The following is a 23,875-nucleotide window of genomic DNA, read 5'->3' on the forward strand; positions in this document are numbered from 1 at the left end:
ATGCGCAAATTGCTGCTTTCTGCCGCAACCGCGGCCGCACTGGCACTGCTGCCGCACTCTGCGGCCCAGGCCGCCAAGGAAGAGGTCGTGCTGGGCCTGAGCCAGGACCGCGTGGCCATCACTGCCACGTTTGACGGCTCCGAAATCCTGATCTTTGGCGCGGTCAAGCGCGAGACTCCGATCCCTTCCGATGAGCCGTTGCAAGTGATTGTCACGGTGTCCGGCCCGGCACCTTCGGTCATGGTGCGCCGCAAGGAGAAGAAGCTGGGCATCTGGGTCAACGTTGACAGCGTTCTGGTCGATTCTGCCCCGGCGTTTTATGCGGTGGCCACCAGTGCGCCGTTTGACACCGTGCTGACCGATACCGAAGACCTGCGGTACCGCGTGTCGATTGAGCGGGCGATACGTTCAGTTGGTGCGGCAATGCACATCCGCGGAGCTCAGGATTTTGCTGATGCAGTGGTGCGTATCCGGGAGAAGGACGGTTTCTATTCTCTGCGCGAAGATACCGTCGCAGTGGATGAGCAAACCCTGTTCCGCACTGCAATCAAAATGCCCGCGGACTTGACCGAGGGCGATTATCAGACCCGCATTTTTCTGACCCGCGGCGGCGAAGTCGTGTCCCAGTATGAGACCACAATAGACGTGCGCAAAGTTGGCTTGGAACGTTTCCTGTTTGCACTGTCGCGCGAGCAGCCGTTCCTGTACGGCCTGATGTCACTGGCCATTGCCATTGCCGCCGGCTGGGGTGCCTCTGCGGCATTCAGCCTTCTGCGCAACCGGTAAAGAGGGGCGCTGCCCCTCTTGGCCTGCGGCCAATTCACCCCGGGGTATTGCGAACCAGAAAGAAGCCAAAGGCAACTGGCAAAGTCAGCCGACAGTTTCCAGATCTCAACGCTGCGCGCAGCGCCACGCCCAACGGGAGCGCTGCATCTTTGATGCTGCGGCGACGGGCGGGAGACCCTAGCCGCGGCCGATATAGGGCATTTTGGTTGCCATCACCGTCATGAACTGCACATTGGCCTCTGGCGGCAGGTCGGCCATGTGCAGCACCGAGCGCGCCGCATCCTTCACCGCAAAGCTCTGCATCGGCTCGGCGCCAGGATTAGCTTCGGCATGCCGGCGGCTCAGGTCCTCCACCATTGGGGTGCGGGCATTGCCAATGTCGATCTGGCCACAGGCGATGTCAAAGGGGCGACCGTCCAGCGACAGGCTTTTGGTCAGCCCGGTCATCGCCGCCTTGGTTGCCGCATAGGGCGCCGAATGTGGCCGCGGCACATGGGCGGCGATGGAGCCGTTGTTGATGATCCGCCCGCCCTGTGGCGCCTGATTGCGCATCTGGCGGAAAGCCGCACGGGCCGCCAGATACATGCCGGTCAGATTCACATTGACCGAAGCAAACCAGTCTTCCAGCGGGATCTCATCGATGGTGCCTGGCGGGGTAAAGATACCTGCATTGTTGAACAGCACATCCAGCCGGCCTACTGTACCGGCAAATCTGCTCATCACATGATCCACCGCCGCAGGATCGGTTACATCGGCGGGTAGCACATGGGCATTGGCATGGCCCGCAGCCACATCTTCCAGCCTGTCTGCCCGCCTGGCAGTCAGCCCAACCTGCCAGCCCTCAGCCAGAAACAGCTCCGCTGCAGCGCGGCCGATGCCGGAGCTGGCGCCAGTGATCAGAATGGATTTGCTCATGCCGGTGCATCCTCCTGTGTTTCCAGTGTCAGCGCCGCAGCGGGCACAGCTTTCAGATCATCCACCTGAAGTGGACCGGAGGGTTTTGCCAGACGATTGCGGACCACCCAGATCAGCCGCTCCTGGGCTCGGGTGATTGCCACATAGGCCAGCCGTTTCCACAGCGGCTGGCCTGCCTCGACCCGGCCCATCCGGGCGGCAGCGTAAATATCCGGAGCAAAGACCTGGGTGGTGTCCCACTGCGACCCTTGCGCCTTGTGTATGGTCACTGCCGCCCCATGCAGGAAAGTCGCGCCCATGCGGGCGGCATAGGGGATGAACGGTTCTTCCTCATCCGGCTTTTCGATTTTGACAATCGACGCGGCAGAGACCTGGGGGTCTTCTGCGCCCATCACATGCAGGCGGGAAAAGCCGGGCTTTCGGCCTGAGCCGAGAAAGACGACCTGTGCTCCCTTGATCAGCCCCCGCGCCTCAAGATCCAGGCGTTTCTTGCGGTGCTTCATCGGCAATTCGATACCGTCGCAGATCAGTGGTTCGCCCGCGATCAGCTCATCCTCCGGTGCGCCATGGACAGCCCGGAAGGCATTGATCAGGCGGATACGGGTATTGTTTCGCCAGACCAGAACCGGGGAACGCGCCATCAGATCGACCTCCACCCGCTGGCCCCAGACCACACGTTCGTCGCGGCGGGCGGTGTCCTCGATCATGCGCTCGAAATCCTCGAATCCCAGCTGCGGGTCGGCCAGTGCATGGGCCAGATCCAGGATCGGGTTGCCGGCCTCCTGCCGGTGGATGCGGTTCAGGACCAGTCGGCGCGGCTCTGGCAGGGTGTCGAACACCATCGACCCCGACTGATTGACCGGCGCCAGCTGCGCCGGGTCGCCAAACAGGATGAGATTCGGGAAAATCTCCTTGAGATCCTCGAACTGGCGGTCATCCAGCATCGAAGCCTCATCGACAAAGCCGATGTCCAAAGGGTCCTCGCGCCGTTTCCATCCAGTGATGAAATCGGAGCCGCGCAGCCCGGCCGCGGCCAGAGCACCGGGGATCGACTTGTTCTTTTCATAGAAGGCCGCGGCGCGGGCCAGTGCCTCCTCGGTCAAGCCTTCGATTTCCGGCTGCTCGCCCTGCCCGGCCAACCATTCGGCGATCTTCTCAAACTCGGGATCATAGACCGGAGTGTACAGAATGCGGTGAATGGTGGTGGCCGGCACCCCGCGCAGGCGCAGAACGCTGGCAGCCTTGTTGGTTGGCGCCAGAATCGCCAGGGTGCGGCGGTCATCGCTTTTCTTGCGGCTTTCATAGTCCCCCGAGACGACCTCGACTCCGGATTGCTCCAGCGCTTTGTACAGCTCCGCCAGCAGCAGGGTCTTGCCGGACCCTGCTTTGCCGATCACGGCCATTACCCCGGCATCGCCGCGGGGCGGATGCAGCAGCCCGTCATCAAGGTCCACCCCTGCTGCACGCAGGAGTTCGGCCACGCTGTCATAAGCGGTGGCCTGATCATCGGAAAACTGTACGGGCAGAGCTGTCATGGCGCGACCCTACAGCCGCGGGGCCGGGTCCGCCAGTGGCTCCGGCCCCGGAATGCGAATGCCTCAGGCGGTAAGCGCCATGGCCGCAGGAACGCTTGCGCCTCCGAAGGACCGGTCAAACCACAATTGCGAAAGCTCTGGCGGAATACCTGCCTTTGCAGCGACAGTCAGGTAGGTCTCTTCTGCGTATTCCCAGTACCCCATGCAGATCGGGTTTCTTGCCTGCCCGTCCGTGCTGACGATTTCCGGGCCAAAGCCGAGGTTGCGGAATGCTCTGGCCGTATGTCTGTAGAAAACCGCCGTATAGTGAGGAATGTTGAAATTGCGCATGATTTCCAAACTGCCCAGCATCAGGGCGGCACCGATCCGACCTTGCGCCTCGCGCGATAGGCAAAAGCGTGTGCACTCCCAGATCAGCGGGCTGCAGATCGGTACACCGTCACAAAGATCAAGGAACACCTCATTCACCATTACCCTGCCAGTCGTGGGCAGAAACCGCATGGACCCTCCATGGGTGCCATCTGGCTGCTCCCAGATCATGTAGAGCGGATTCAGATCATCATATTGATCCTTTTCCTCACCTCGACTGTTAACATGCACATCCCAGCCGAGCCGGGTCTTAAACTGGTCAGCTCGATCGCAGAACATTGAGTGGGCCAGACGGGAATGGTTGTGCAGCTCATGGCCGTAAACATAACGCAGCATGATTCAGTCTCCTTTTGATGGAAAAACAAAAGAAGATTACTGCTTTTAATTTTATTAACCGAGGGTCTCTGCAGGAGACTGCGCGCAGGTTCCGTTAAATTACAATCAAACCAAGGCTCAGAGCACGTGCAATCGCATGTGTTGTATTAATCGCACCCAACTTGAAGCGGGCGCTTTCGATGTAAACCCGCAGTGTATGCTCTGAGATCGTCAGAGTTTCGGCCACCTGCGCCCTGCTGTATCCGATTGCAAGAAGCGTCAAAGCATCAACTTCCCGCGGCGACAACGGCTGAGCCTCTTCAGCGCTCCTGGATGGCTCCAGTTCCAGAACCTTGCGGTTAAAATAATGCGCCATCAGAATGAGATCGCGCCCGTATTTGTCCGTGATCTTCTCCCAGGCGATATCGTCACAATTGTGACTCACCGTGAAGAGTGCAAACTGCCCGTTCGGCCCCCTGATAGGGATGGCATAACCTTGGTTGCCAACCCCGTGTTTCAGTGCATCTTTTAGAAACTCCCGGGCAGGTTTGGGCGACCAATCCAGCCGCTTCCAATCGACGGGGTGAAACCGCTGGTAACAGCCCACCACAACAGGATCCACACGCGCATAGGCCCGTTCCACATAACGATCAGTCCATTCACGGGAGTAAGACCCAAAGTAATAATGGTTGCCTGCAGTCTCGACCCATAAATACATGGCATGGTCCACACCGAAAACATCGCACACTTGGTGGATGATCTGATGAAGACCGTCCAGTGTCTCGATTGCATCGAGGCTTTCAAGAATGCGATCCAATTCTGCCTTGCTTGCCATTGTCCGATTGCCGCCATAGTCCGCTGGTATTCGTTTGGAATGCCGTAACACCCCTTTGCTTCAGGCATGGCATATAGTTCCTACCATTGCAGCGGCTAAGTTACTCTGGTCAATGGAATTTTTGATTTTTTGATCAAATTTTTCCGAAACCGCCCTTTCAGAGAGGCCCCAGGCTGGCCGCGCGCTACCTAAGGTTTATCATAGCTTTACCTTTTACCGCATACTGCCCCAAAAACAGAGAGAAAGCTGCAAGCAAGCTACTGAAACGTTGGAATTTTAAACAAAATTTCCCGCGAATAGCCGAGGCGATTCGCGGGAAACCGTGGTTTCTTCAAATTTCAGGCCAGACCGGCTTTAGGCGTCCAGCACATCCTGCAGTGTACGCAGGCCAGTCTTGGGCGCCTGCACCAACACCGACATGTTGCCTGGCAGATGTTCATTGCGCAGCATCTTCATATGGGCTTCCGGCAGGTCCGCCCAGGTGAAGACTTCGGACATGCAAGGGTCCAGGCGGCGCTCGACCATCAGCTGGTTTGCGGCGGCAGCCTGTTTCAGATGGGCAAAATGCGAGCCCTGCAAACGCTTTTGGTGCATCCACATATACCGCACGTCGAAGGTCAGATTATAGCCGGTGGTGCCGGCGCAGATCACGACCATACCGCCCTTCTTCACCACAAAGGTCGACACCGGGAAGGTGCTTTCGCCCGGATGCTCAAACACCATGTCGACATTGTTACCTTTGCCGGTGATGTCCCAGATCGCCTTGCCGAACTTGCGGGCTTCTTTGAACCATTCGGCATATTCCGGAGTGTTGACCGTCGGCAGCTGGCCCCAGCAATTGAAGTCTTTACGGTTCAGAACGCCCTTGGCGCCCAGCCCCATGACAAAATCACGCTTGCTCTCGTCGGAGATCACGCCAATGGCGTTGGCGCCGGCGGTGTTGATCAGCTGGATCGCATAGGAGCCAAGGCCACCCGAGGCGCCCCAGACCAGAACGTTCTGGCCCGGCTTCAGGTCGTGCGGTTCATGGCCGAACAGCATCCGGTAGGCAGTGGCCAGAGTCAGCGTGTAGCAGGCGCTTTCTTCCCAGGTCAGGTGCTTGGGGCGCGGCATCAGCTGCTGGGCCTGCACATTGGTAAACTGGGCAAAAGACCCGTCCGGAGTCTCATAACCCCAGATGCGCTGGCTGGTCGAGAACATCGGATCGCCGCCGTTGCAGTGCTCGTCGTCACCGTCGTCCTGGTTGCAATGGATCACAACCTCGTCACCGACTTTCCAGCGGGTCACTTTGGAACCCACTGCCCAGACGATGCCGGACGCATCGGAACCGGCGATGTGGAACGGCTGGCCGTGGCCGTCAAACGGCGAGATCGGCTTGCCCAGCGACGCCCAGACACCGTTGTAGTTGACGCCTGCTGCCATCACCAGAACCAGCACCTCGTTGCTGTCCAGCTCCGGAACATCGACCACTTCCTGTTGCATCGCGGTGTTCGGCTCGCCGTGACGCTCCTTGCGGATGGCCCATGCGTACATCTTCTTGGGCACATAGCCCATCGGAGGAATTTCCCCCAGTTCATAGAGATCTTTCTCGGGCGCCTCGTACGACATGACGTCAGTCTGGGTATCCAATGCCATGATGGCCTCCTTTGCATCCTGTTCTTTGCCGCAGTGCAGAATCGTCGCGGTTACCTGATGGATAGGATTGGCGAAGTAATATTGCAACCTCTTTTGGCATGTTTGAGTAACTTTATGACCCTGCAGTCGCAGCATTGCCCTTGGCGCATGCAGAAACACGCCCCTACATGCCCGGCAATTCACCTGTGTCCGGCAGCAGATGGCGGATCGAGTTGGCGTAAAAGGCAAGCAATTCCTGGCGGCCTTCAACAGGCAAAACCTTGCCGCCGGCTTCAGTGACAAGGCCCCGCCGCAGCAATTGCCGCAGCCCCGCCTCTGTCGCATAGGCCAGGTTGTCCCGCGGGATATGGACATAGGCCAGCGGCATTGCCGCGACCAATTGCTTCAGGCGGTGTTCGACCGCTGCCCGGCTAAGCGGTCCGTGCCGCAGCAGGATCGCGGCAATCAGCGGCACGGGCAGCACCGGCACTATCGCGCTGATCCTTTCCATAAGCTCCTGCGCCAGCATCTTGGTGATGTCCCCTTCACTTCCGGCGCCAAATCCTGCGAGGCTGAGCGGGCGGCCAAAATTCACCCCGGCATAACCGGACCGGTGATAGCGGCCGGTCACCCAAAGCCACAATTGCCGCAGCAGCCGCAAGGCCACCAGCCCGATACGGGCACGGAACCGGCGCTCTAGATCTCTGGCGGCCGACGTGAGAATCTTGTCTTCCAAGACCCTGTCGTAATTCAGGGCCACAGGCACAAAGACCACGTCGCGCCCTTCGGGATCATACCCTTGGACGATGTATTTCAGCAGGCCAAGCTTTGGCGGCGCCAGGCCACCATCCAGGCTAAGACCACCCTCGGGGAACATCGCCTGGGTGGAGCCGCCGCGGGTGGCCAGGCGCACATAGGCGGCCAGAACCTTGCGGTAGAGATCATTGCGCGACCGGCGGCGGATGAAATAGGCGCCCATCGCCCGGATCAGACGGGACAGGGGCCAGACCCGCGCCCATTCCCCCACCGCATAAGACAGCGCCGAGCGGTTTGCGGCCAGGTAAGTGACCAGCACGTAATCCATATTGGAACGGTGGTTCATCACAAAGATCACGGTGGCATTGGGGTCGATTGCCCGCAGCGCCTGTTCATCCTGATGCCCCAGCCGCACCCGATAGACCGCATTGGACAGCAGCCGTGCTGCCCGGATGGCAAAGCCGAAATAGGCAAATGCGGAAAACCCCGGAACGATCTCGCGGGCATAGCGGCGCACCTGTTCAAATGCCACATTGTCCGGAATACCCTCTGCTGCAGCATGATCTGCTGCTGCCTGCGCCACCTGCGGGTCATGGATCAGCCGTTGGATCATATCGTGGCGCCGGGCCAGCTTGAACGGCTCAATGGGGCGTTCCAGCCGCTTGTTCAACCGCGCCACCGCGCGCTCCAGCCGCCGCCGGAAGAACCAGCGCACCGAGGGGAACAGGAAATGCGATGCAAAGGTCACCGCAGCAAAGCCTACGATCAGCACAAAAAGCCACAGCGGCAGTTCCACGGTTTGCGTCATGGGTGAACAGTTGCGCATGGCAACCGCCATGACAAGCACCAAGCCAGCCGCGCGTCCCGTCGCACAAGCGGAATTGCCGCAACGCAGCGAATTGACATAGGTTGAAAATTGCAGTTTACATCTGCCTGACGAAATAAAATTACCGCCACACTGACTCGCGAGGCCCGCTCATGCCGCAGATGCAAAAAGACCGCCCCTGGCTGATCCGCACCTACGCCGGCCATTCCACGGCATCGGCATCCAACGCGCTTTACCGCGCCAACCTGGCCAAGGGGCAGACCGGCCTCTCTGTCGCCTTCGACCTGCCGACCCAGACCGGTTACGACAGCGACCATGTGCTGGCCCGTGGCGAAGTCGGCAAGGTTGGCGTGCCGGTCGGCCATCTGGGCGATATGCGGACCCTGTTCAATGAGATCCCGCTGGAGCAGATGAACACTTCGATGACCATCAACGCCACAGCCCCCTGGCTGCTGGCGCTGTACATTGCGGTGGCCGAGGAACAGGGCGCAGATGTATCAAAGCTGCAGGGCACGGTGCAAAACGACCTGATCAAGGAGTATCTGAGCCGCGGCACCTATGTCTGCCCACCTAAGCCCAGCCTCAAGATGATCGCGGATGTGGCGGAATACTGCTACACCAACGTGCCCAAATGGAACCCGATGAACGTCTGTTCCTACCACCTGCAAGAAGCTGGCGCGACGCCGGAACAGGAGCTGGCCTTTGCGCTGGCCACTGCGCAGGCGGTGCTGGATGAGCTGAAACCGCGCATCGCGCCCGAGGATTTCCCGGCGATGGTCGGCCGTATCTCCTTCTTTGTGAACGCAGGCATCCGCTTTGTCACTGAGATGTGCAAGATGCGCGCCTTTGTCGATCTGTGGGACGAAATCTGCGAACAGCGTTACGGCGTTGCCGACCCCAAGTTCCGCCGCTTCCGCTATGGCGTGCAGGTGAACTCGCTGGGCCTGACTGAGCAGCAACCGGAAAACAACGTCTACCGTATCCTGATCGAGATGTTGGCGGTGACCCTGTCGAAAAAGGCTCGTGCCCGCGCGGTGCAGCTGCCCGCCTGGAACGAGGCGCTTGGCCTGCCCCGCCCTTGGGATCAGCAGTGGTCGATGCGGATGCAGCAGATCCTCGCCTATGAGACTGACCTGTTGGAATACGGCGACCTGTTCGACGGCAACCCGGCGGTCGATGCCAAGGTCGAGGAGCTGAAGGAAGGCGCCCGCGCCGAGCTGGCCAACTTGGAATCCATGGGCGGCGCCGTAGCCTCGATCGAATATATGAAAGGCCGCCTGGTCGACTCCAATGCCGAACGCTTGAACCGGATCGAGAAGAACGAAACCGTCGTGGTCGGCGTCAACAAATGGACCGAGGGCGAGCCTTCGCCACTGCAGACCGAAGACGGTGGCATCATGGTGGTTGATCCTGCGGTTGAACAGGAACAGATCAACCGCCTGAATGCCTGGCGCGACGCACGCGATGCGACAGCTGTCGAAAAGGCACTGGCCGCACTGCGCGCAGCCGCACAAAGCGGTGCCAATATCATGGGGCCCTCGATTGCCGCCGCCAAGGCCGGCGTCACCACCGGCGAATGGGCCGAGGAAATGCGCAAGGTCCATGGCACCTACCGCGGCCCGACCGGCGTTTCGGCTTCGGTGTCGAACAAGACTGAAGGCCTGGACGACCTGCGCGATGCGGTGAACGCTGTCAGCGATGTACTGGGCCGCCGCATCAAGTTCGTGGTCGGCAAACCCGGCCTCGACGGCCATTCCAACGGCGCCGAGCAGATCGCCTTTCGCGCCCGTGACTGCGGCATGGACATTACTTACGATGGCATCCGCATGACACCCGCCGAACTGGTGGACGCAGCGCAAAAAGATGACGCCCATGTGGTCGGCCTGTCGATCCTGTCAGGCAGCCACCTGCCGCTGGTCGAAGAAATGATGTCCCGTATGAAAGACGCCGGCCTGGCGCATGTGCCGGTGATTGTCGGCGGCATTATCCCCGATGACGACGCTGAACGGCTGAAATCCTTGGGAGTCGCCCGTGTCTACACACCCAAGGACTTTGAGCTAAATTCAATTATGAGCGACATTGTCGACTTGGCAAAGCCACCGGAAATTGCAGTAAGCTGACTATATATCGGAAGTTTCCTGCAAAGACCTAAAAAAGATGCTGTAACGCGTCTGGCAATCAGGCAACAAAGAATGACATACAGGATTTTCCAGTATGTCATTTTTTGGAGTGCCTAATGACCATCGACCTTTCATTAATGAGCAGAAAAGAACTTCTTAAGCTGCAAAGCGACGTTGAAAAGGCGCTGCAAGACGCAGAGCTGCGTGAACGCCAGGAAGCTTTGAAAGCGGCTGAAGAAGCTGCAGCGAAATTCGGTTTCTCGCTGGAAGAAATTACCGATGCCGCACGTCAAGTCACCAAGAAAGCCAAAGCTGCACCGAAGTACCGCAATCCCAGCAACCCTGAGGAAACCTGGACCGGCCGCGGTCGCAAACCGCATTGGGTGCATGCCGCGCTGACCGCGGGCATGGATATCTCCGACCTGGAAATCTGACGCCGTAGCGGAGCAAAGCTGTGACCATTCATATCGGCGCCGCACCCGGCGATATTGCTGAAACCGTATTGATGCCCGGTGATCCTTATCGCGCCAAATGGGCGGCAGAGACCTTTTTGCAGGACATCCGGCTGGTCAATGAAGTGCGCGGCATGCTGGGCTACACCGGCCTCTGGAATGGTCACCCTGTCACGATCCAAGGCAGCGGTATGGGCATGCCTTCGCTGTCGATCTATGCCAATGAGTTGATCCGCGACTATGGCGCGCAAACCCTGATCCGCATCGGCTCCTGCGGGGGGATGCAGGACAAGGTGAAAGTGCGCGATATAATCCTGGCGATGACTGCCAGCACCGTTAACAGTCCCTCCAGCGGTATTTTCCGCGAGCTGAATTTCGCGCCCTGTGCCGATTGGAGCCTCTTGCAGGCGGCAGCCCAGGCCGCGTCCAAACGCAGTTCTGCCGTGCATATCGGCGGCATCTATTCTTCGGATGTGTTCTATGATGAACGCCCTGATCTGAACGAACAGATGGTGCGTCACGGCATTCTCGGCGTCGAGATGGAGGCTGCGGAGTTATACACATTGGCTGCCCGTCACGGGCGTCGGGCCTTGGCGGTGCTGACCGTCTCCGACCACTTGGCAACCGGTGAGGCATTACCAGCTGATCAGCGTGAACGCAGTTTTGGCGATATGGTCGAAATAGCGCTGGAAGCCGCTTTTAGCTGACGCCTGCAATATTCAGTTTTTCAAGGCAGCGGTTAATCCGCTGCCTTTTTTTCGGCATTTTCAATCTTTGGAAACGTGTCTTTGAATTCAGCAGAAAAGCACAGGCCGGAAATCCGCTCCAGCGCTTGGCCGTAACCTTCTTGGCCTGCCAAATCAGCCGTGTCCGTGGCTGCGATCGTATCCATTTGGTGGCGGGCTTTGCCAATTGCCAAGCGCACTGTCAGCCGGGGCAAAAATCTCAACCAGCAGCGGATAACAGGCCGCCGTGTCGCTGGAATGCTCTGACGAACAATTCCCGCCCGGGCAGGCGCTGAGACAGCCCAGCAGGTCAATCTCCGCAAAGAATTCCAGATAGTCGCCTGGCCGCACAGGGCTGGCCTTCATGAAATACTGCCCTGTGTCGCGGGTGAACCCGGTGCACATGAACACGTTCAGCACGTCATGCACATGCGGCTCGGCCTCTTCCGGCGGCACCCCCAGATGATCCGCCAGCGCCCGGGTCAGGTTGGAGTGGCAGCAGTGATGGTACTGGCTGCCTGCCAGGAGGTTGCCGGTGTAAGGGTCACAGCGAGTGCCGATCACGTCATGCACCGAACCGCCGTATTCATCTATGCCGTACCAGCCAAGCGTATCCGCCACCACGGTTGCCATCGGGCGCAGATACGGGAAACTGGTCCACATCCGCTCACCGGTGGTGATATGGGTGCCATGTAGGGCGCGGGTCTTGCCGGAATAGAACCGTTCCGACAGATCATTGCGGTTCCACAGGTTGAGATCGCCAACCTGCGGCCCATCCACTGAACTGATGCGGAAGAAATGCCCGGCAGGAACTTCGAAACAGGCAGCGTCGCGCGGCGGCACACGCATTTCGCCGGTTTTCACAGCACTCTCCCGCGCCCGGCTGTAAAGCGCCAGGTCCGGCACAGGCAATGTCTCATTCGGGTAGCAGATCACCGGCTTGACGGCGCGTCGGGCCGCCGCATCGGCGGGGGCTGCGGGACTACGGGACATGAGCGCAAACCTTCCTGTTCATTTGCCCCATCAAGACCGCATCGCAGCCACAGCGCAAGCCCATTGCACCGCTTGTACAGGATTACCCTGTTCCCGACGGAACTATACGGCGCAGGCCGCAAAGCTCCCGCCTGAAATCGGTGCTTTTGTCAAAAGCACCGATGCAGTTGGGCCTGGCACCGCGCTGTGCGCGGTGCCAGGCCTAAGGCCGCACAAAAGGCGCTTCGGCGCAGCCGTGGCGCCTGCGGGCGCGGGAGAGCTTGGTCAGGGTGTGCCGCGCCGCGGGTTTCGGCAGATACGCGGCCCTTCGGCGCCTACCTCCACCGCCCCACAATAGCTGCAGCGCCAGTGACCTTCGGATTTCACCTGCCGCCAGCGGCAGTTGCGGGTCAGAGCCATCGCATTGTGGCGCCACAGAAAATAACAGAAGACACCGATCGCCAGGACAACAAGTAATACCATGCGGCCTGTCTAGCCCTGCCCTTTATGCGCTTCAAACATAAATGCTGCCCAGGCCTGCAGCGCAGGCCTCCTCTGGCCGCCTCTGGTCGCCTGACGATATTGAAACAACTGCGCCTGGCCTGGTTCCGGCGCGGCCAGCACGTTCCAGTCTTATCAGGATCAGCAGATGCCTGGTCGGCCCCAGTGCCAAGCCGACATGGAAATGCGCTTTTACTTCAGATAATCTGGATCGGCTTGCAAAGCCGCGCAACCTGCTTGCATCAGGTATTGATACAGGAAGTCGCCTGCATCGCTTGCGCCGCTGTCACATTCGGCCCCGGCTGCACATTGCGCAGCACCGTGGCACCGGCGCCATGCCCCAGGAACTCAGTGCTGAGCCGAACTTCTCCGGAAATGCCCGCAGCCTCGATGCAGCCCGGGGTTTTGGCATCCACTTCTGCCAACTGACCGCCAATCCGGTCGTGGTCAGCTGCCGTCATGCAACCCGACAGAACAGCCAGCGCACCCGCCGCGCATCCAAGAAATCTCATGCCCAAATCCATTGCTTGCCAAAAAGATACCCCCCGGTTTCGCAGGAAACCGGGGGGTATGCAATTTTCATCCCAAGAAGCGGCGGATCCTTGCAGGCCTCCCGCAGCGATCAGACCGCGCGCTCAACCATCATCTGTTTGATATGCGCAATCGCCTTGGCCGGGTTCAGACCTTTGGGGCAGGTCTTGGCGCAGTTCATGATCGTGTGGCAGCGGTAGAGCTTGAACGGATCTTCCAGGTTATCCAGACGCTCACCCGTGGCTTCGTCGCGGCTGTCGATAATCCAGCGGTAGGCGTGCAGCAGCGCGGCCGGCCCCAGATAGCGGTCGCCATTCCACCAGTAGCTCGGACAGGAGGTCGAGCAGCTGGCGCACATCACGCATTCATACAGCCCGTCCAGTTTCTTGCGATCCTCGATGGACTGCTTCCATTCTTTCGCCGGGCGATTGGTCTTGGTCTCCAGCCACGGCATGATCGAGGCATGCTGGGCATAGAAATGCGTCAGATCAGGAATGAGATCCTTGACCACCGGCATATGCGGCAGCGGGTAGATCGCCACATCGCCTTTGATTTCATCCATGCCATAAATACAGGCAAGCGTGTTGATACCATCGATGTTCATCGCGCACGACCCGCAGATCCCCTCGCGGCAGGAGCGGCGGAAGGTCAGTGTCGGGTCGATCTCGTTCTTGATCTTGATCAGCGCGTCCAGAACCATCGGGCCGCAGCTGTCCATATCCAGGAAATAGGTATCGACCTGCGGGTTCTTCCCGTCATCCGGGTTCCAGCGATAGATCTTGAACTTGCGCACATTGCTGGCGCCTTCCGGCTTGGGCCAGGTCTTGCCAGTGGTGATCTTGGAGTTCTTCGGGAGGCTGAATTGTACCATGATCTGTCTCCTTAGAACGTCCGCGCTTTGGGCGCGATTTTCTTGAGGCTGATGCCGCCTTCGGCCTCGGTGGACAAGGGATCGGTGATCACCGGGCGGTAGCTGAGATCCACATTGTTGCCGTCCACGCGGGACACGGTGTGGACACGCCAGTTTTCATCATCACGCGCGGTGAAATCCTCATGCGCATGGGCGCCGCGGCTTTCCTTGCGGGCTTCGGCGCCAACAATGGTGGCCAGCGCGTTCGGCATCAGGTTGGTCAGTTCCAGTGTCTCCATCAGGTCGGAGTTCCAGACCAGCGAGCGGTCGGTCACCGCCACATCATCCATCTTAGCGGCGATCGCGGTCATCTTCTCCACACCCTCGGCCATGGTTTCCGCAGTACGGAACACCGCCGCGTCAGCCTGCATGCATTTCTGCATCTCCAGCCGCAGATCCGCAGTCGGGATGCCGCCCTTGGCATTGCGCAGCGTGTCGAACCGGTCAAACGCCTTGTCGACAGAGGCCTGGTTCAACACCGGGTTCGCGGCGTCCGCGTCCACAACCTTGCCCGCGCGGATAGCAGAGGCGCGGCCAAAGACCACCAGGTCGATCAGCGAGTTTGACCCCAGACGGTTGGCGCCATGCACCGAGGCACAGCCTGCCTCGCCCACCGCCATCAGGCCCGGCACCACACCAGTCGGGTCCTCAGACGTTGGGTTCAGCACCTCGCCCCAATAGTTGGTCGGAATGCCGCCCATATTGTAATGCACGGTGGGCAGAACCGGGATCGGCTCCTTGGTCACATCCACACCGGCAAAAATCTTGGCGCTTTCCGAAATGCCCGGCAGCCGCTCCGCCAGCGCCTCAGCCGGCAGGTGGGACAGGTTCAGGTGGATATGGTCGCCCTCGGCGCCCACACCACGGCCTTCGCGGATTTCCATGGTCATAGACCGGCTGACATAATCGCGCGGTGCCAGATCCTTGTACTGGGGCGCATAGCGCTCCATAAACCGTTCGCCTTCGGAGTTGGTCAGATAACCACCCTCGCCGCGCGCGCCTTCGGTGATCAGACAGCCGGAGCCATAGATGCCGGTCGGGTGGAACTGGACAAATTCCATGTCCTGCAGCGCAAGGCCCGCGCGCGCCACCATGCCGCCACCGTCGCCGGTGCAGGTATGCGCCGAAGTGGCCGAGAAGTAGGCCCGGCCGTAACCGCCGGTCGCCAGCACCACCATCTTGGCGTTGAAGACATGCATGGTGCCGTCATCCAGCTTCCAGCAGACAACACCCTGGCACTGCCCATCATCGGACATGATCAGGTCGATGGCGAAATACTCAATGTAGAATTCCGCGTTGTTCTTCAGGCTCTGACCATACAACGTGTGCAGGATCGCGTGGCCGGTCCGGTCAGCGGCGGCACAGGTGCGCTGCACCGCAGGGCCTTCGCCGAATTCGGTGGTGTGGCCGCCAAACGGGCGCTGATAGATCTTGCCTTCCTCGGTGCGCGAGAACGGCACACCGTAGTGTTCCAGCTCGTAGACCGCCTTGGGCGCCTCACGCGCCAGATATTCCATCGCGTCGGTGTCGCCCAGCCAGTCCGACCCCTTGACGGTGTCATACATATGCCACTGCCAGCTGTCCGGGCCCATGTTGCCCAGAGACGCCGCAATGCCACCCTGCGCCGCCACAGTGTGCGAACGGGTCGGGAACACTTTGGTCACACAGGCCGTGCGCAGCCCCTGCTCAGCCATGCCCAGCGTCGCGCGCAAACCCGCACCACCTGCCCCCACAACCACGACATCGTATTCGTGAGTTTCGTAATCATACGCTGTTGTCATCTTGTCTGTTCCTTACCGCGTATCTTTAAAGGGCGAGTTTGACGAGGGCGAAAAGGCCCGCAGCAATCAGCGTGTAGGCAAAGGCCGAGACCGCGACGATCAGCAGTTTACCCGCTGCACCGTGCACATAATCCTCGATCGCTTCATGCGTTTCCTGCATGACGTGCCGCGTGATCACAATCAGGCTCAGCCCCATGATGATCGCCGGCAGCGGTCGGCTGAAATAGGCCTGTACCTCTTCAAAAGAGCCGCCCAGCCCGTAGCCGAAGGTGAAAATGAACAGCGGCACGGCCGCAATCATCAGGATCGAGCTTACAAGCATCTGCCAATGATGCTGCGTTCCGGTGCCCCCGGCACCCAGCCCCTGCGCTCGTTTACGGTCAGTCAGAAATTGCATGAAATCGCTCCTTACACCACCAGCACTGTGAGAATGGTCAGGACAGTGGCGCCAATGAACATGCCCAGCCCCAGCTTTTCAGAGACCGGAACATCCAGGCAGTAGCCGAAATCCCAGATCACATGCCGCAGACGGCCCAGCATGTGATACCAAAGCGCCCAGGTTGCGCCGAGCAGAACCAAAGTGCCGAACCAGCTGCGCAGCAGCCCGTCGATGACAGCAAAACCGGCTTCGGACGTCGCAGCTGCCAGCAGCCACCAAACAACCAGCAGAGCCAGAAGCAGGGTCGCAATCCCCGTGATGCGGACCATGATAGACGAGATGGAGGTCATCTGCGGACGGTAATACGGCCCGATCATGAATGGCGAAAGCGGGCGGTTGCCCCGATTGACATCGGCCATGTTGGCTCCTTTCCGGTTGGCTGACGACGTTTTAGCCGATTTTTACGGCGTGTCACCCGAAGGAAGAGTTAAAATCAGCAGGTTTCTTGCCTGTTGGCGCTAAAAGGTCACGACTTGTGATCACAGCAAATATTTAGTGATCACAAAATCGCAGCTTGGAAATTTTTTGCAGAATCACAAGGGAAACTGCAAATCACTGCAAAGCCTTCGCCGCCGTTCCGCCCCCAGAATGCAGCAATGCAGTCTTCCGGGCGATCTCCCTGACAAGCTTTTTGCGTATTCTTGACGGGTAATCCTCGAAACTGGCAGCGGTGACCACAAAGGCACCATCGCCACGAATAACGTTTTCAAAGAAATACGCCGTCAGATCCGGCTCGCTTTGCTCTATGGCAATCGCATTCACGGTGACATCCGCCGGGCGTTGTTGCACAAAGGCCGTAGAGGATTCACTTTGCGAATCCCGTAGGTTAGATCGGCGGCATGCCGAAGCCTGCCTCTTCCCGCTATCGAACAACGAACTGGTCCAACTATAACGCATCACTTCTATTTTCCGCGAGCTGAATTTCGCGCCCTGTGCCGATTGGAGCCTCTTGCAGGCGGCAGCCCAGGCCGCGTCCAAACGCAGTTCTGCCGTGCATATCGGCGGCATCTATTCTTCGGATGTGTTCTATGATGAACGCCCTGATCTGAACGAACAGATGGTGCGTCACGGCATTCTCGGCGTCGAGATGGAGGCTGCGGAGTTATACACATTGGCTGCCCGTCACGGGCGTCGGGCCTTGGCGGTGCTGACCGTCTCCGACCACTTGGCAACCGGTGAGGCATTACCAGCTGATCAGCGTGAACGCAGTTTTGGCGATATGGTCGAAATAGCGCTGGAAGCCGCTTTTAGCTGACGCCTGCAATATTCAGTTTTTCAAGGCAGCGGTTAATCCGCTGCCTTTTTTTCGGCATTTTCAATCTTTGGAAACGTGTCTTTGAATTCAGCAGAAAAGCACAGGCCGGAAATCCGCTCCAGCGCTTGGCCGTAACCTTCTTGGCCTGCCAAATCAGCCGTGTCCGTGGCTGCGATCGTATCCATTTGGTGGCGGGCTTTGCCAATTGCCAAGCGCACTGTCAGCCGGGGCAAAAATCTCAACCAGCAGCGGATAACAGGCCGCCGTGTCGCTGGAATGCTCTGACGAACAATTCCCGCCCGGGCAGGCGCTGAGACAGCCCAGCAGGTCAATCTCCGCAAAGAATTCCAGATAGTCGCCTGGCCGCACAGGGCTGGCCTTCATGAAATACTGCCCTGTGTCGCGGGTGAACCCGGTGCACATGAACACGTTCAGCACGTCATGCACATGCGGCTCGGCCTCTTCCGGCGGCACCCCCAGATGATCCGCCAGCGCCCGGGTCAGGTTGGAGTGGCAGCAGTGATGGTACTGGCTGCCTGCCAGGAGGTTGCCGGTGTAAGGGTCACAGCGAGTGCCGATCACGTCATGCACCGAACCGCCGTATTCATCTATGCCGTACCAGCCAAGCGTATCCGCCACCACGGTTGCCATCGGGCGCAGATACGGGAAACTGGTCCACATCCGCTCACCGGTGGTGATATGGGTGCCATGTAGGGCGCGGGTCTTGCCGGAATAGAACCGTTCCGACAGATCATTGCGGTTCCACAGGTTGAGATCGCCAACCTGCGGCCCATCCACTGAACTGATGCGGAAGAAATGCCCGGCAGGAACTTCGAAACAGGCAGCGTCGCGCGGCGGCACACGCATTTCGCCGGTTTTCACAGCACTCTCCCGCGCCCGGCTGTAAAGCGCCAGGTCCGGCACAGGCAATGTCTCATTCGGGTAGCAGATCACCGGCTTGACGGCGCGTCGGGCCGCCGCATCGGCGGGGGCTGCGGGACTACGGGACATGAGCGCAAACCTTCCTGTTCATTTGCCCCATCAAGACCGCATCGCAGCCACAGCGCAAGCCCATTGCACCGCTTGTACAGGATTACCCTGTTCCCGACGGAACTATACGGCGCAGGCCGCAAAGCTCCCGCCTGAAATCGGTGCTTTTGTCAAAAGCACCGATGCAGTTGGGCCTGGCACCGCGCTGTGCGCGGTGCCAGGCCTAAGGCCGCACAAAAGGCGCTTCGGCGCAGCCGTGGCGCCTGCGGGCGCGGGAGAGCTTGGTCAGGGTGTGCCGCGCCGCGGGTTTCGGCAGATACGCGGCCCTTCGGCGCCTACCTCCACCGCCCCACAATAGCTGCAGCGCCAGTGACCTTCGGATTTCACCTGCCGCCAGCGGCAGTTGCGGGTCAGAGCCATCGCATTGTGGCGCCACAGAAAATAACAGAAGACACCGATCGCCAGGACAACAAGTAATACCATGCGGCCTGTCTAGCCCTGCCCTTTATGCGCTTCAAACATAAATGCTGCCCAGGCCTGCAGCGCAGGCCTCCTCTGGCCGCCTCTGGTCGCCTGACGATATTGAAACAACTGCGCCTGGCCTGGTTCCGGCGCGGCCAGCACGTTCCAGTCTTATCAGGATCAGCAGATGCCTGGTCGGCCCCAGTGCCAAGCCGACATGGAAATGCGCTTTTACTTCAGATAATCTGGATCGGCTTGCAAAGCCGCGCAACCTGCTTGCATCAGGTATTGATACAGGAAGTCGCCTGCATCGCTTGCGCCGCTGTCACATTCGGCCCCGGCTGCACATTGCGCAGCACCGTGGCACCGGCGCCATGCCCCAGGAACTCAGTGCTGAGCCGAACTTCTCCGGAAATGCCCGCAGCCTCGATGCAGCCCGGGGTTTTGGCATCCACTTCTGCCAACTGACCGCCAATCCGGTCGTGGTCAGCTGCCGTCATGCAACCCGACAGAACAGCCAGCGCACCCGCCGCGCATCCAAGAAATCTCATGCCCAAATCCATTGCTTGCCAAAAAGATACCCCCCGGTTTCGCAGGAAACCGGGGGGTATGCAATTTTCATCCCAAGAAGCGGCGGATCCTTGCAGGCCTCCCGCAGCGATCAGACCGCGCGCTCAACCATCATCTGTTTGATATGCGCAATCGCCTTGGCCGGGTTCAGACCTTTGGGGCAGGTCTTGGCGCAGTTCATGATCGTGTGGCAGCGGTAGAGCTTGAACGGATCTTCCAGGTTATCCAGACGCTCACCCGTGGCTTCGTCGCGGCTGTCGATAATCCAGCGGTAGGCGTGCAGCAGCGCGGCCGGCCCCAGATAGCGGTCGCCATTCCACCAGTAGCTCGGACAGGAGGTCGAGCAGCTGGCGCACATCACGCATTCATACAGCCCGTCCAGTTTCTTGCGATCCTCGATGGACTGCTTCCATTCTTTCGCCGGGCGATTGGTCTTGGTCTCCAGCCACGGCATGATCGAGGCATGCTGGGCATAGAAATGCGTCAGATCAGGAATGAGATCCTTGACCACCGGCATATGCGGCAGCGGGTAGATCGCCACATCGCCTTTGATTTCATCCATGCCATAAATACAGGCAAGCGTGTTGATACCATCGATGTTCATCGCGCACGACCCGCAGATCCCCTCGCGGCAGGAGCGGCGGAAGGTCAGTGTCGGGTCGATCTCGTTCTTGATCTTGATCAGCGCGTCCAGAACCATCGGGCCGCAGCTGTCCATATCCAGGAAATAGGTATCGACCTGCGGGTTCTTCCCGTCATCCGGGTTCCAGCGATAGATCTTGAACTTGCGCACATTGCTGGCGCCTTCCGGCTTGGGCCAGGTCTTGCCAGTGGTGATCTTGGAGTTCTTCGGGAGGCTGAATTGTACCATGATCTGTCTCCTTAGAACGTCCGCGCTTTGGGCGCGATTTTCTTGAGGCTGATGCCGCCTTCGGCCTCGGTGGACAAGGGATCGGTGATCACCGGGCGGTAGCTGAGATCCACATTGTTGCCGTCCACGCGGGACACGGTGTGGACACGCCAGTTTTCATCATCACGCGCGGTGAAATCCTCATGCGCATGGGCGCCGCGGCTTTCCTTGCGGGCTTCGGCGCCAACAATGGTGGCCAGCGCGTTCGGCATCAGGTTGGTCAGTTCCAGTGTCTCCATCAGGTCGGAGTTCCAGACCAGCGAGCGGTCGGTCACCGCCACATCATCCATCTTAGCGGCGATCGCGGTCATCTTCTCCACACCCTCGGCCATGGTTTCCGCAGTACGGAACACCGCCGCGTCAGCCTGCATGCATTTCTGCATCTCCAGCCGCAGATCCGCAGTCGGGATGCCGCCCTTGGCATTGCGCAGCGTGTCGAACCGGTCAAACGCCTTGTCGACAGAGGCCTGGTTCAACACCGGGTTCGCGGCGTCCGCGTCCACAACCTTGCCCGCGCGGATAGCAGAGGCGCGGCCAAAGACCACCAGGTCGATCAGCGAGTTTGACCCCAGACGGTTGGCGCCATGCACCGAGGCACAGCCTGCCTCGCCCACCGCCATCAGGCCCGGCACCACACCAGTCGGGTCCTCAGACGTTGGGTTCAGCACCTCGCCCCAATAGTTGGTCGGAATGCCGCCCATATTGTAATGCACGGTGGGCAGAACCGGGATCGGCTCCTTGGTCACATCCACACCGGCAAAAATCTTGGCGCTTTCCGAAATGCCCGGCAGCCGCTCCGCCAGCGCCTCAGCCGGCAGGTGGGACAGGTTCAGGTGGATATGGTCGCCCTCGGCGCCCACACCACGGCCTTCGCGGATTTCCATGGTCATAGACCGGCTGACATAATCGCGCGGTGCCAGATCCTTGTACTGGGGCGCATAGCGCTCCATAAACCGTTCGCCTTCGGAGTTGGTCAGATAACCACCCTCGCCGCGCGCGCCTTCGGTGATCAGACAGCCGGAGCCATAGATGCCGGTCGGGTGGAACTGGACAAATTCCATGTCCTGCAGCGCAAGGCCCGCGCGCGCCACCATGCCGCCACCGTCGCCGGTGCAGGTATGCGCCGAAGTGGCCGAGAAGTAGGCCCGGCCGTAACCGCCGGTCGCCAGCACCACCATCTTGGCGTTGAAGACATGCATGGTGCCGTCATCCAGCTTCCAGCAGACAACACCCTGGCACTGCCCATCATCGGACATGATCAGGTCGATGGCGAAATACTCAATGTAGAATTCCGCGTTGTTCTTCAGGCTCTGACCATACAACGTGTGCAGGATCGCGTGGCCGGTCCGGTCAGCGGCGGCACAGGTGCGCTGCACCGCAGGGCCTTCGCCGAATTCGGTGGTGTGGCCGCCAAACGGGCGCTGATAGATCTTGCCTTCCTCGGTGCGCGAGAACGGCACACCGTAGTGTTCCAGCTCGTAGACCGCCTTGGGCGCCTCACGCGCCAGATATTCCATCGCGTCGGTGTCGCCCAGCCAGTCCGACCCCTTGACGGTGTCATACATATGCCACTGCCAGCTGTCCGGGCCCATGTTGCCCAGAGACGCCGCAATGCCACCCTGCGCCGCCACAGTGTGCGAACGGGTCGGGAACACTTTGGTCACACAGGCCGTGCGCAGCCCCTGCTCAGCCATGCCCAGCGTCGCGCGCAAACCCGCACCACCTGCCCCCACAACCACGACATCGTATTCGTGAGTTTCGTAATCATACGCTGTTGTCATCTTGTCTGTTCCTTACCGCGTATCTTTAAAGGGCGAGTTTGACGAGGGCGAAAAGGCCCGCAGCAATCAGCGTGTAGGCAAAGGCCGAGACCGCGACGATCAGCAGTTTACCCGCTGCACCGTGCACATAATCCTCGATCGCTTCATGCGTTTCCTGCATGACGTGCCGCGTGATCACAATCAGGCTCAGCCCCATGATGATCGCCGGCAGCGGTCGGCTGAAATAGGCCTGTACCTCTTCAAAAGAGCCGCCCAGCCCGTAGCCGAAGGTGAAAATGAACAGCGGCACGGCCGCAATCATCAGGATCGAGCTTACAAGCATCTGCCAATGATGCTGCGTTCCGGTGCCCCCGGCACCCAGCCCCTGCGCTCGTTTACGGTCAGTCAGAAATTGCATGAAATCGCTCCTTACACCACCAGCACTGTGAGAATGGTCAGGACAGTGGCGCCAATGAACATGCCCAGCCCCAGCTTTTCAGAGACCGGAACATCCAGGCAGTAGCCGAAATCCCAGATCACATGCCGCAGACGGCCCAGCATGTGATACCAAAGCGCCCAGGTTGCGCCGAGCAGAACCAAAGTGCCGAACCAGCTGCGCAGCAGCCCGTCGATGACAGCAAAACCGGCTTCGGACGTCGCAGCTGCCAGCAGCCACCAAACAACCAGCAGAGCCAGAAGCAGGGTCGCAATCCCCGTGATGCGGACCATGATAGACGAGATGGAGGTCATCTGCGGACGGTAATACGGCCCGATCATGAATGGCGAAAGCGGGCGGTTGCCCCGATTGACATCGGCCATGTTGGCTCCTTTCCGGTTGGCTGACGACGTTTTAGCCGATTTTTACGGCGTGTCACCCGAAGGAAGAGTTAAAATCAGCAGGTTTCTTGCCTGTTGGCGCTAAAAGGTCACGACTTGTGATCACAGCAAATATTTAGTGATCACAAAATCGCAGCTTGGAAATTTTTTGCAGAATCACAAGGGAAACTGCAAATCACTGCAAAGCCTTCGCCGCCGTTCCGCCCCCAGAATGCAGCAATGCAGTCTTCCGGGCGATCTCCCTGACAAGCTTTTTGCGTATTCTTGACGGGTAATCCTCGAAACTGGCAGCGGTGACCACAAAGGCACCATCGCCACGAATAACGTTTTCAAAGAAATACGCCGTCAGATCCGGCTCGCTTTGCTCTATGGCAATCGCATTCACGGTGACATCCGCCGGGCGTTGTTGCACAAAGGCCGTAGAGGATTCACTTTGCGAATCCCGTAGGTTAGATCGGCGGCATGCCGAAGCCTGCCTCTTCCCGCTATCGAACAACGAACTGGTCCAACTATAACGCATCACTTCGAAAGCGCGGCTCTCTGCTGGTCTGGTTTGACCGCGACATGACCTGGTTCGCCGAGCGATGCGGCAAACGCGGACGACCGGAGACCTTCTCCGATGCGGCCATCCAGTTCTGCCTTAGTGTGAAGGTGTTGTTCGGCCTGCCATTGCGGCAAACGTCCGGTATGGTTGCGAGCCTGCTGAAGA

Annotated in this window: 29 protein-coding genes and 1 pseudogene; 6 read left to right on the forward strand and 24 right to left on the reverse strand. The window is 59.5% G+C overall.

The features are described from left to right. Entirely contained in the window at window positions 1–786 is a 786-nt protein-coding gene (locus ACP151_RS15175; protein WP_424979750.1) for a TIGR02186 family protein, read from the forward strand. A gap of 177 nt (window positions 787–963) precedes the next feature. Here ACP151_RS15175 and ACP151_RS15180 read toward each other — a convergent pair whose 3' ends face one another. From ACP151_RS15180 to ACP151_RS15205, 6 genes are all read right to left on the reverse strand, one after another. Continuing rightward, the gene (locus ACP151_RS15180) at window positions 964–1,701 is read right to left on the reverse strand and encodes an SDR family oxidoreductase (protein ID WP_424979751.1); all 738 of its coding nucleotides are present in this window, start codon (window positions 1,699–1,701) and stop codon (window positions 964–966) included. After that, window positions 1,698–3,236 (reverse strand): ATP-dependent DNA helicase, encoded by a 1,539-nt coding sequence (locus ACP151_RS15185; RefSeq protein ID WP_424979752.1) that lies wholly within the window; start codon window positions 3,234–3,236, stop codon window positions 1,698–1,700. The genes ACP151_RS15180 and ACP151_RS15185 overlap by 4 nt, the downstream gene beginning before the upstream one ends. A 63-nt stretch (window positions 3,237–3,299) precedes the next feature. Beyond that, entirely contained in the window at window positions 3,300–3,941 is a 642-nt protein-coding gene (locus tag ACP151_RS15190) for an acyl-homoserine-lactone synthase (protein ID WP_424979753.1), read from the reverse strand. A gap of 94 nt (window positions 3,942–4,035) precedes the next feature. Then, the gene (locus ACP151_RS15195; RefSeq protein ID WP_424979755.1) at window positions 4,036–4,755 is read right to left on the reverse strand and encodes a helix-turn-helix transcriptional regulator; all 720 of its coding nucleotides are present in this window, start codon (window positions 4,753–4,755) and stop codon (window positions 4,036–4,038) included. A gap of 354 nt (window positions 4,756–5,109) precedes the next feature. Further along, window positions 5,110–6,390: a crotonyl-CoA carboxylase/reductase gene (gene ccrA, locus ACP151_RS15200; protein WP_424979756.1), complete on the reverse strand. Its 1,281-nt coding sequence runs from the start codon at window positions 6,388–6,390 to the stop codon at window positions 5,110–5,112. Between the two features lie 163 nt (window positions 6,391–6,553). Then, window positions 6,554–7,933, reverse strand: a complete 1,380-nt coding sequence (locus ACP151_RS15205) for a 1-acyl-sn-glycerol-3-phosphate acyltransferase (protein ID WP_424979757.1) — start codon at window positions 7,931–7,933, stop codon at window positions 6,554–6,556. A gap of 170 nt (window positions 7,934–8,103) precedes the next feature. Between ACP151_RS15205 and ACP151_RS15210 the strand changes: the two genes are divergently transcribed. The 3 genes from ACP151_RS15210 to deoD all read left to right on the forward strand — a co-directional run bounded on the left by ACP151_RS15210 (window position 8,104) and on the right by deoD (window position 11,230). Next, window positions 8,104–10,071 carry a methylmalonyl-CoA mutase family protein gene (locus ACP151_RS15210; protein WP_424979758.1) on the forward strand — a complete coding sequence of 656 codons (1,968 nt, stop codon included), beginning with the start codon at window positions 8,104–8,106 and terminating at the stop codon, window positions 10,069–10,071. A gap of 116 nt (window positions 10,072–10,187) precedes the next feature. After that, window positions 10,188–10,505, forward strand: coding sequence for an H-NS family nucleoid-associated regulatory protein (locus ACP151_RS15215; protein ID WP_424979759.1), 318 nt, complete (start codon window positions 10,188–10,190; stop codon window positions 10,503–10,505). Window positions 10,506–10,525: 20 nt separating this feature from the next. Further along, the gene (deoD, locus tag ACP151_RS15220) at window positions 10,526–11,230 is read left to right on the forward strand and encodes a purine-nucleoside phosphorylase (protein ID WP_424979761.1); all 705 of its coding nucleotides are present in this window, start codon (window positions 10,526–10,528) and stop codon (window positions 11,228–11,230) included. Between the two features lie 32 nt (window positions 11,231–11,262). Here the strand turns inward: deoD and ACP151_RS15225 are convergent, their stop codons facing one another. From ACP151_RS15225 to ACP151_RS15265, 9 genes are all read right to left on the reverse strand, one after another. Next, window positions 11,263–11,415, reverse strand: a complete 153-nt coding sequence (locus ACP151_RS15225; RefSeq protein ID WP_424979762.1) for a hypothetical protein — start codon at window positions 11,413–11,415, stop codon at window positions 11,263–11,265. Next, window positions 11,384–12,241, reverse strand: coding sequence for an urea carboxylase-associated family protein (locus ACP151_RS15230; RefSeq protein WP_424979763.1), 858 nt, complete (start codon window positions 12,239–12,241; stop codon window positions 11,384–11,386). The genes ACP151_RS15225 and ACP151_RS15230 overlap by 32 nt, the downstream gene beginning before the upstream one ends. 264 nt (window positions 12,242–12,505) lie before the next feature. After that, entirely contained in the window at window positions 12,506–12,703 is a 198-nt protein-coding gene (locus ACP151_RS15235; RefSeq protein WP_424979764.1) for a hypothetical protein, read from the reverse strand. Window positions 12,704–12,963: 260 nt separating this feature from the next. After that, entirely contained in the window at window positions 12,964–13,233 is a 270-nt protein-coding gene (locus ACP151_RS15240) for a hypothetical protein (protein ID WP_424979765.1), read from the reverse strand. Between the two features lie 110 nt (window positions 13,234–13,343). After that, complete coding sequence (locus tag ACP151_RS15245; protein ID WP_424979766.1) at window positions 13,344–14,123, reverse strand: succinate dehydrogenase iron-sulfur subunit; 780 nt, start codon at window positions 14,121–14,123, stop codon at window positions 13,344–13,346. Between the two features lie 11 nt (window positions 14,124–14,134). Then, window positions 14,135–15,943 (reverse strand): succinate dehydrogenase flavoprotein subunit, encoded by a 1,809-nt coding sequence (gene sdhA, locus ACP151_RS15250; RefSeq protein ID WP_424979767.1) that lies wholly within the window; start codon window positions 15,941–15,943, stop codon window positions 14,135–14,137. Between the two features lie 25 nt (window positions 15,944–15,968). Next, complete coding sequence (gene sdhD, locus ACP151_RS15255; RefSeq protein ID WP_424979768.1) at window positions 15,969–16,340, reverse strand: succinate dehydrogenase, hydrophobic membrane anchor protein; 372 nt, start codon at window positions 16,338–16,340, stop codon at window positions 15,969–15,971. Between the two features lie 11 nt (window positions 16,341–16,351). Beyond that, window positions 16,352–16,741 carry a succinate dehydrogenase, cytochrome b556 subunit gene (gene sdhC, locus ACP151_RS15260; RefSeq protein WP_424979769.1) on the reverse strand — a complete coding sequence of 130 codons (390 nt, stop codon included), beginning with the start codon at window positions 16,739–16,741 and terminating at the stop codon, window positions 16,352–16,354. Between the two features lie 193 nt (window positions 16,742–16,934). Next, window positions 16,935–17,390 carry a DUF1194 domain-containing protein gene (locus ACP151_RS15265; protein WP_424979770.1) on the reverse strand — a complete coding sequence of 152 codons (456 nt, stop codon included), beginning with the start codon at window positions 17,388–17,390 and terminating at the stop codon, window positions 16,935–16,937. Between ACP151_RS15265 and ACP151_RS15270 the strand changes: the two are divergent. Then, a pseudogene (locus tag ACP151_RS15270) lies at window positions 17,287–17,637 on the forward strand (purine-nucleoside phosphorylase); the annotation flags it as partial. The gene ACP151_RS15265 and the pseudogene ACP151_RS15270 sit on opposite strands and share 104 nt — an antisense overlap. Before the next feature lie 32 nt (window positions 17,638–17,669). Here ACP151_RS15270 and ACP151_RS15275 read toward each other — a convergent pair. The 9 genes from ACP151_RS15275 to ACP151_RS15315 form a co-directional block, all read right to left on the reverse strand. Further along, complete coding sequence (locus ACP151_RS15275; RefSeq protein ID WP_424979762.1) at window positions 17,670–17,822, reverse strand: hypothetical protein; 153 nt, start codon at window positions 17,820–17,822, stop codon at window positions 17,670–17,672. Beyond that, a complete protein-coding gene (locus tag ACP151_RS15280) occupies window positions 17,791–18,648 on the reverse strand; it encodes an urea carboxylase-associated family protein (protein ID WP_424979763.1) in 858 nt (285 codons plus the stop codon). Before ACP151_RS15280 ends, ACP151_RS15275 begins: the two co-directional genes overlap by 32 nt. 264 nt (window positions 18,649–18,912) lie before the next feature. Beyond that, window positions 18,913–19,110, reverse strand: a complete 198-nt coding sequence (locus tag ACP151_RS15285) for a hypothetical protein (RefSeq protein ID WP_424979764.1) — start codon at window positions 19,108–19,110, stop codon at window positions 18,913–18,915. Between the two features lie 260 nt (window positions 19,111–19,370). After that, complete coding sequence (locus ACP151_RS15290; protein ID WP_424979765.1) at window positions 19,371–19,640, reverse strand: hypothetical protein; 270 nt, start codon at window positions 19,638–19,640, stop codon at window positions 19,371–19,373. A 110-nt stretch (window positions 19,641–19,750) separates the two neighbouring features. Next, on the reverse strand, window positions 19,751–20,530 hold the full coding sequence (locus tag ACP151_RS15295; RefSeq protein ID WP_424979766.1) for a succinate dehydrogenase iron-sulfur subunit: 780 nt from the start codon (window positions 20,528–20,530) through the stop codon (window positions 19,751–19,753). A gap of 11 nt (window positions 20,531–20,541) precedes the next feature. Further along, window positions 20,542–22,350, reverse strand: a complete 1,809-nt coding sequence (gene sdhA / locus ACP151_RS15300) for a succinate dehydrogenase flavoprotein subunit (protein ID WP_424979767.1) — start codon at window positions 22,348–22,350, stop codon at window positions 20,542–20,544. A 25-nt stretch (window positions 22,351–22,375) separates the two neighbouring features. Further along, window positions 22,376–22,747 carry a succinate dehydrogenase, hydrophobic membrane anchor protein gene (gene sdhD / locus ACP151_RS15305; RefSeq protein ID WP_424979768.1) on the reverse strand — a complete coding sequence of 124 codons (372 nt, stop codon included), beginning with the start codon at window positions 22,745–22,747 and terminating at the stop codon, window positions 22,376–22,378. 11 nt (window positions 22,748–22,758) lie between these two features. Beyond that, complete coding sequence (sdhC, locus tag ACP151_RS15310) at window positions 22,759–23,148, reverse strand: succinate dehydrogenase, cytochrome b556 subunit (RefSeq protein ID WP_424979769.1); 390 nt, start codon at window positions 23,146–23,148, stop codon at window positions 22,759–22,761. Between the two features lie 193 nt (window positions 23,149–23,341). Next, complete coding sequence (locus ACP151_RS15315) at window positions 23,342–23,686, reverse strand: DUF1194 domain-containing protein (RefSeq protein ID WP_424979771.1); 345 nt, start codon at window positions 23,684–23,686, stop codon at window positions 23,342–23,344. Here ACP151_RS15315 and ACP151_RS15320 point away from each other — a divergent pair. Then, a partial coding sequence (locus ACP151_RS15320; protein WP_424979233.1) for a transposase occupies window positions 23,629–23,875 on the forward strand: 247 nt, incomplete at its 3' end. The genes ACP151_RS15315 and ACP151_RS15320 overlap by 58 nt on opposite strands.

It is taken from the genome of Leisingera sp. S232 (assembly GCF_049800895.1).
Lineage (GTDB): Bacteria > Pseudomonadota > Alphaproteobacteria > Rhodobacterales > Rhodobacteraceae > Leisingera.

What these genes read in the sequence shown, in the direction of transcription:
- ACP151_RS15290 (WP_424979765.1), bottom strand. Translation starts at nt 19,640, where the DNA reads ATGAGATTTCTTGGATGCGCGGCGGGTGCGCTGGCTGTTCTGTCGGGT.
- ACP151_RS15190 (WP_424979753.1), bottom strand. Translation starts at nt 3,941, where the DNA reads ATGCTGCGTTATGTTTACGGCCATGAGCTGCACAACCATTCCCGTCTG.
- sdhD (WP_424979768.1), bottom strand. Translation starts at nt 16,340, where the DNA reads ATGCAATTTCTGACTGACCGTAAACGAGCGCAGGGGCTGGGTGCCGGG.
- ACP151_RS15285 (WP_424979764.1), bottom strand. Translation starts at nt 19,110, where the DNA reads ATGGTATTACTTGTTGTCCTGGCGATCGGTGTCTTCTGTTATTTTCTG.
- ACP151_RS15280 (WP_424979763.1), bottom strand. Translation starts at nt 18,648, where the DNA reads ATGTCCCGTAGTCCCGCAGCCCCCGCCGATGCGGCGGCCCGACGCGCC.
- sdhC (WP_424979769.1), bottom strand. Translation starts at nt 16,741, where the DNA reads ATGGCCGATGTCAATCGGGGCAACCGCCCGCTTTCGCCATTCATGATC.
- ACP151_RS15275 (WP_424979762.1), bottom strand. Translation starts at nt 17,822, where the DNA reads ATGGATACGATCGCAGCCACGGACACGGCTGATTTGGCAGGCCAAGAA.
- ACP151_RS15195 (WP_424979755.1), bottom strand. Translation starts at nt 4,755, where the DNA reads ATGGCAAGCAAGGCAGAATTGGATCGCATTCTTGAAAGCCTCGATGCA.
- sdhC (WP_424979769.1), bottom strand. Translation starts at nt 23,148, where the DNA reads ATGGCCGATGTCAATCGGGGCAACCGCCCGCTTTCGCCATTCATGATC.
- ACP151_RS15185 (WP_424979752.1), bottom strand. Translation starts at nt 3,236, where the DNA reads ATGACAGCTCTGCCCGTACAGTTTTCCGATGATCAGGCCACCGCTTAT.
- ccrA (WP_424979756.1), bottom strand. Translation starts at nt 6,390, where the DNA reads ATGGCATTGGATACCCAGACTGACGTCATGTCGTACGAGGCGCCCGAG.
- ACP151_RS15265 (WP_424979770.1), bottom strand. Translation starts at nt 17,390, where the DNA reads ATGCCGCCGATATGCACGGCAGAACTGCGTTTGGACGCGGCCTGGGCT.
- ACP151_RS15210 (WP_424979758.1), top strand. Translation starts at nt 8,104, where the DNA reads ATGCCGCAGATGCAAAAAGACCGCCCCTGGCTGATCCGCACCTACGCC.
- ACP151_RS15230 (WP_424979763.1), bottom strand. Translation starts at nt 12,241, where the DNA reads ATGTCCCGTAGTCCCGCAGCCCCCGCCGATGCGGCGGCCCGACGCGCC.
- ACP151_RS15175 (WP_424979750.1), top strand. Translation starts at nt 1, where the DNA reads ATGCGCAAATTGCTGCTTTCTGCCGCAACCGCGGCCGCACTGGCACTG.
- sdhD (WP_424979768.1), bottom strand. Translation starts at nt 22,747, where the DNA reads ATGCAATTTCTGACTGACCGTAAACGAGCGCAGGGGCTGGGTGCCGGG.
- ACP151_RS15240 (WP_424979765.1), bottom strand. Translation starts at nt 13,233, where the DNA reads ATGAGATTTCTTGGATGCGCGGCGGGTGCGCTGGCTGTTCTGTCGGGT.
- ACP151_RS15245 (WP_424979766.1), bottom strand. Translation starts at nt 14,123, where the DNA reads ATGGTACAATTCAGCCTCCCGAAGAACTCCAAGATCACCACTGGCAAG.
- ACP151_RS15295 (WP_424979766.1), bottom strand. Translation starts at nt 20,530, where the DNA reads ATGGTACAATTCAGCCTCCCGAAGAACTCCAAGATCACCACTGGCAAG.
- ACP151_RS15315 (WP_424979771.1), bottom strand. Translation starts at nt 23,686, where the DNA reads ATGCGTTATAGTTGGACCAGTTCGTTGTTCGATAGCGGGAAGAGGCAG.
- sdhA (WP_424979767.1), bottom strand. Translation starts at nt 22,350, where the DNA reads ATGACAACAGCGTATGATTACGAAACTCACGAATACGATGTCGTGGTT.
- ACP151_RS15180 (WP_424979751.1), bottom strand. Translation starts at nt 1,701, where the DNA reads ATGAGCAAATCCATTCTGATCACTGGCGCCAGCTCCGGCATCGGCCGC.
- ACP151_RS15225 (WP_424979762.1), bottom strand. Translation starts at nt 11,415, where the DNA reads ATGGATACGATCGCAGCCACGGACACGGCTGATTTGGCAGGCCAAGAA.
- ACP151_RS15215 (WP_424979759.1), top strand. Translation starts at nt 10,188, where the DNA reads ATGACCATCGACCTTTCATTAATGAGCAGAAAAGAACTTCTTAAGCTG.
- sdhA (WP_424979767.1), bottom strand. Translation starts at nt 15,943, where the DNA reads ATGACAACAGCGTATGATTACGAAACTCACGAATACGATGTCGTGGTT.
- ACP151_RS15205 (WP_424979757.1), bottom strand. Translation starts at nt 7,933, where the DNA reads ATGACGCAAACCGTGGAACTGCCGCTGTGGCTTTTTGTGCTGATCGTA.
- ACP151_RS15235 (WP_424979764.1), bottom strand. Translation starts at nt 12,703, where the DNA reads ATGGTATTACTTGTTGTCCTGGCGATCGGTGTCTTCTGTTATTTTCTG.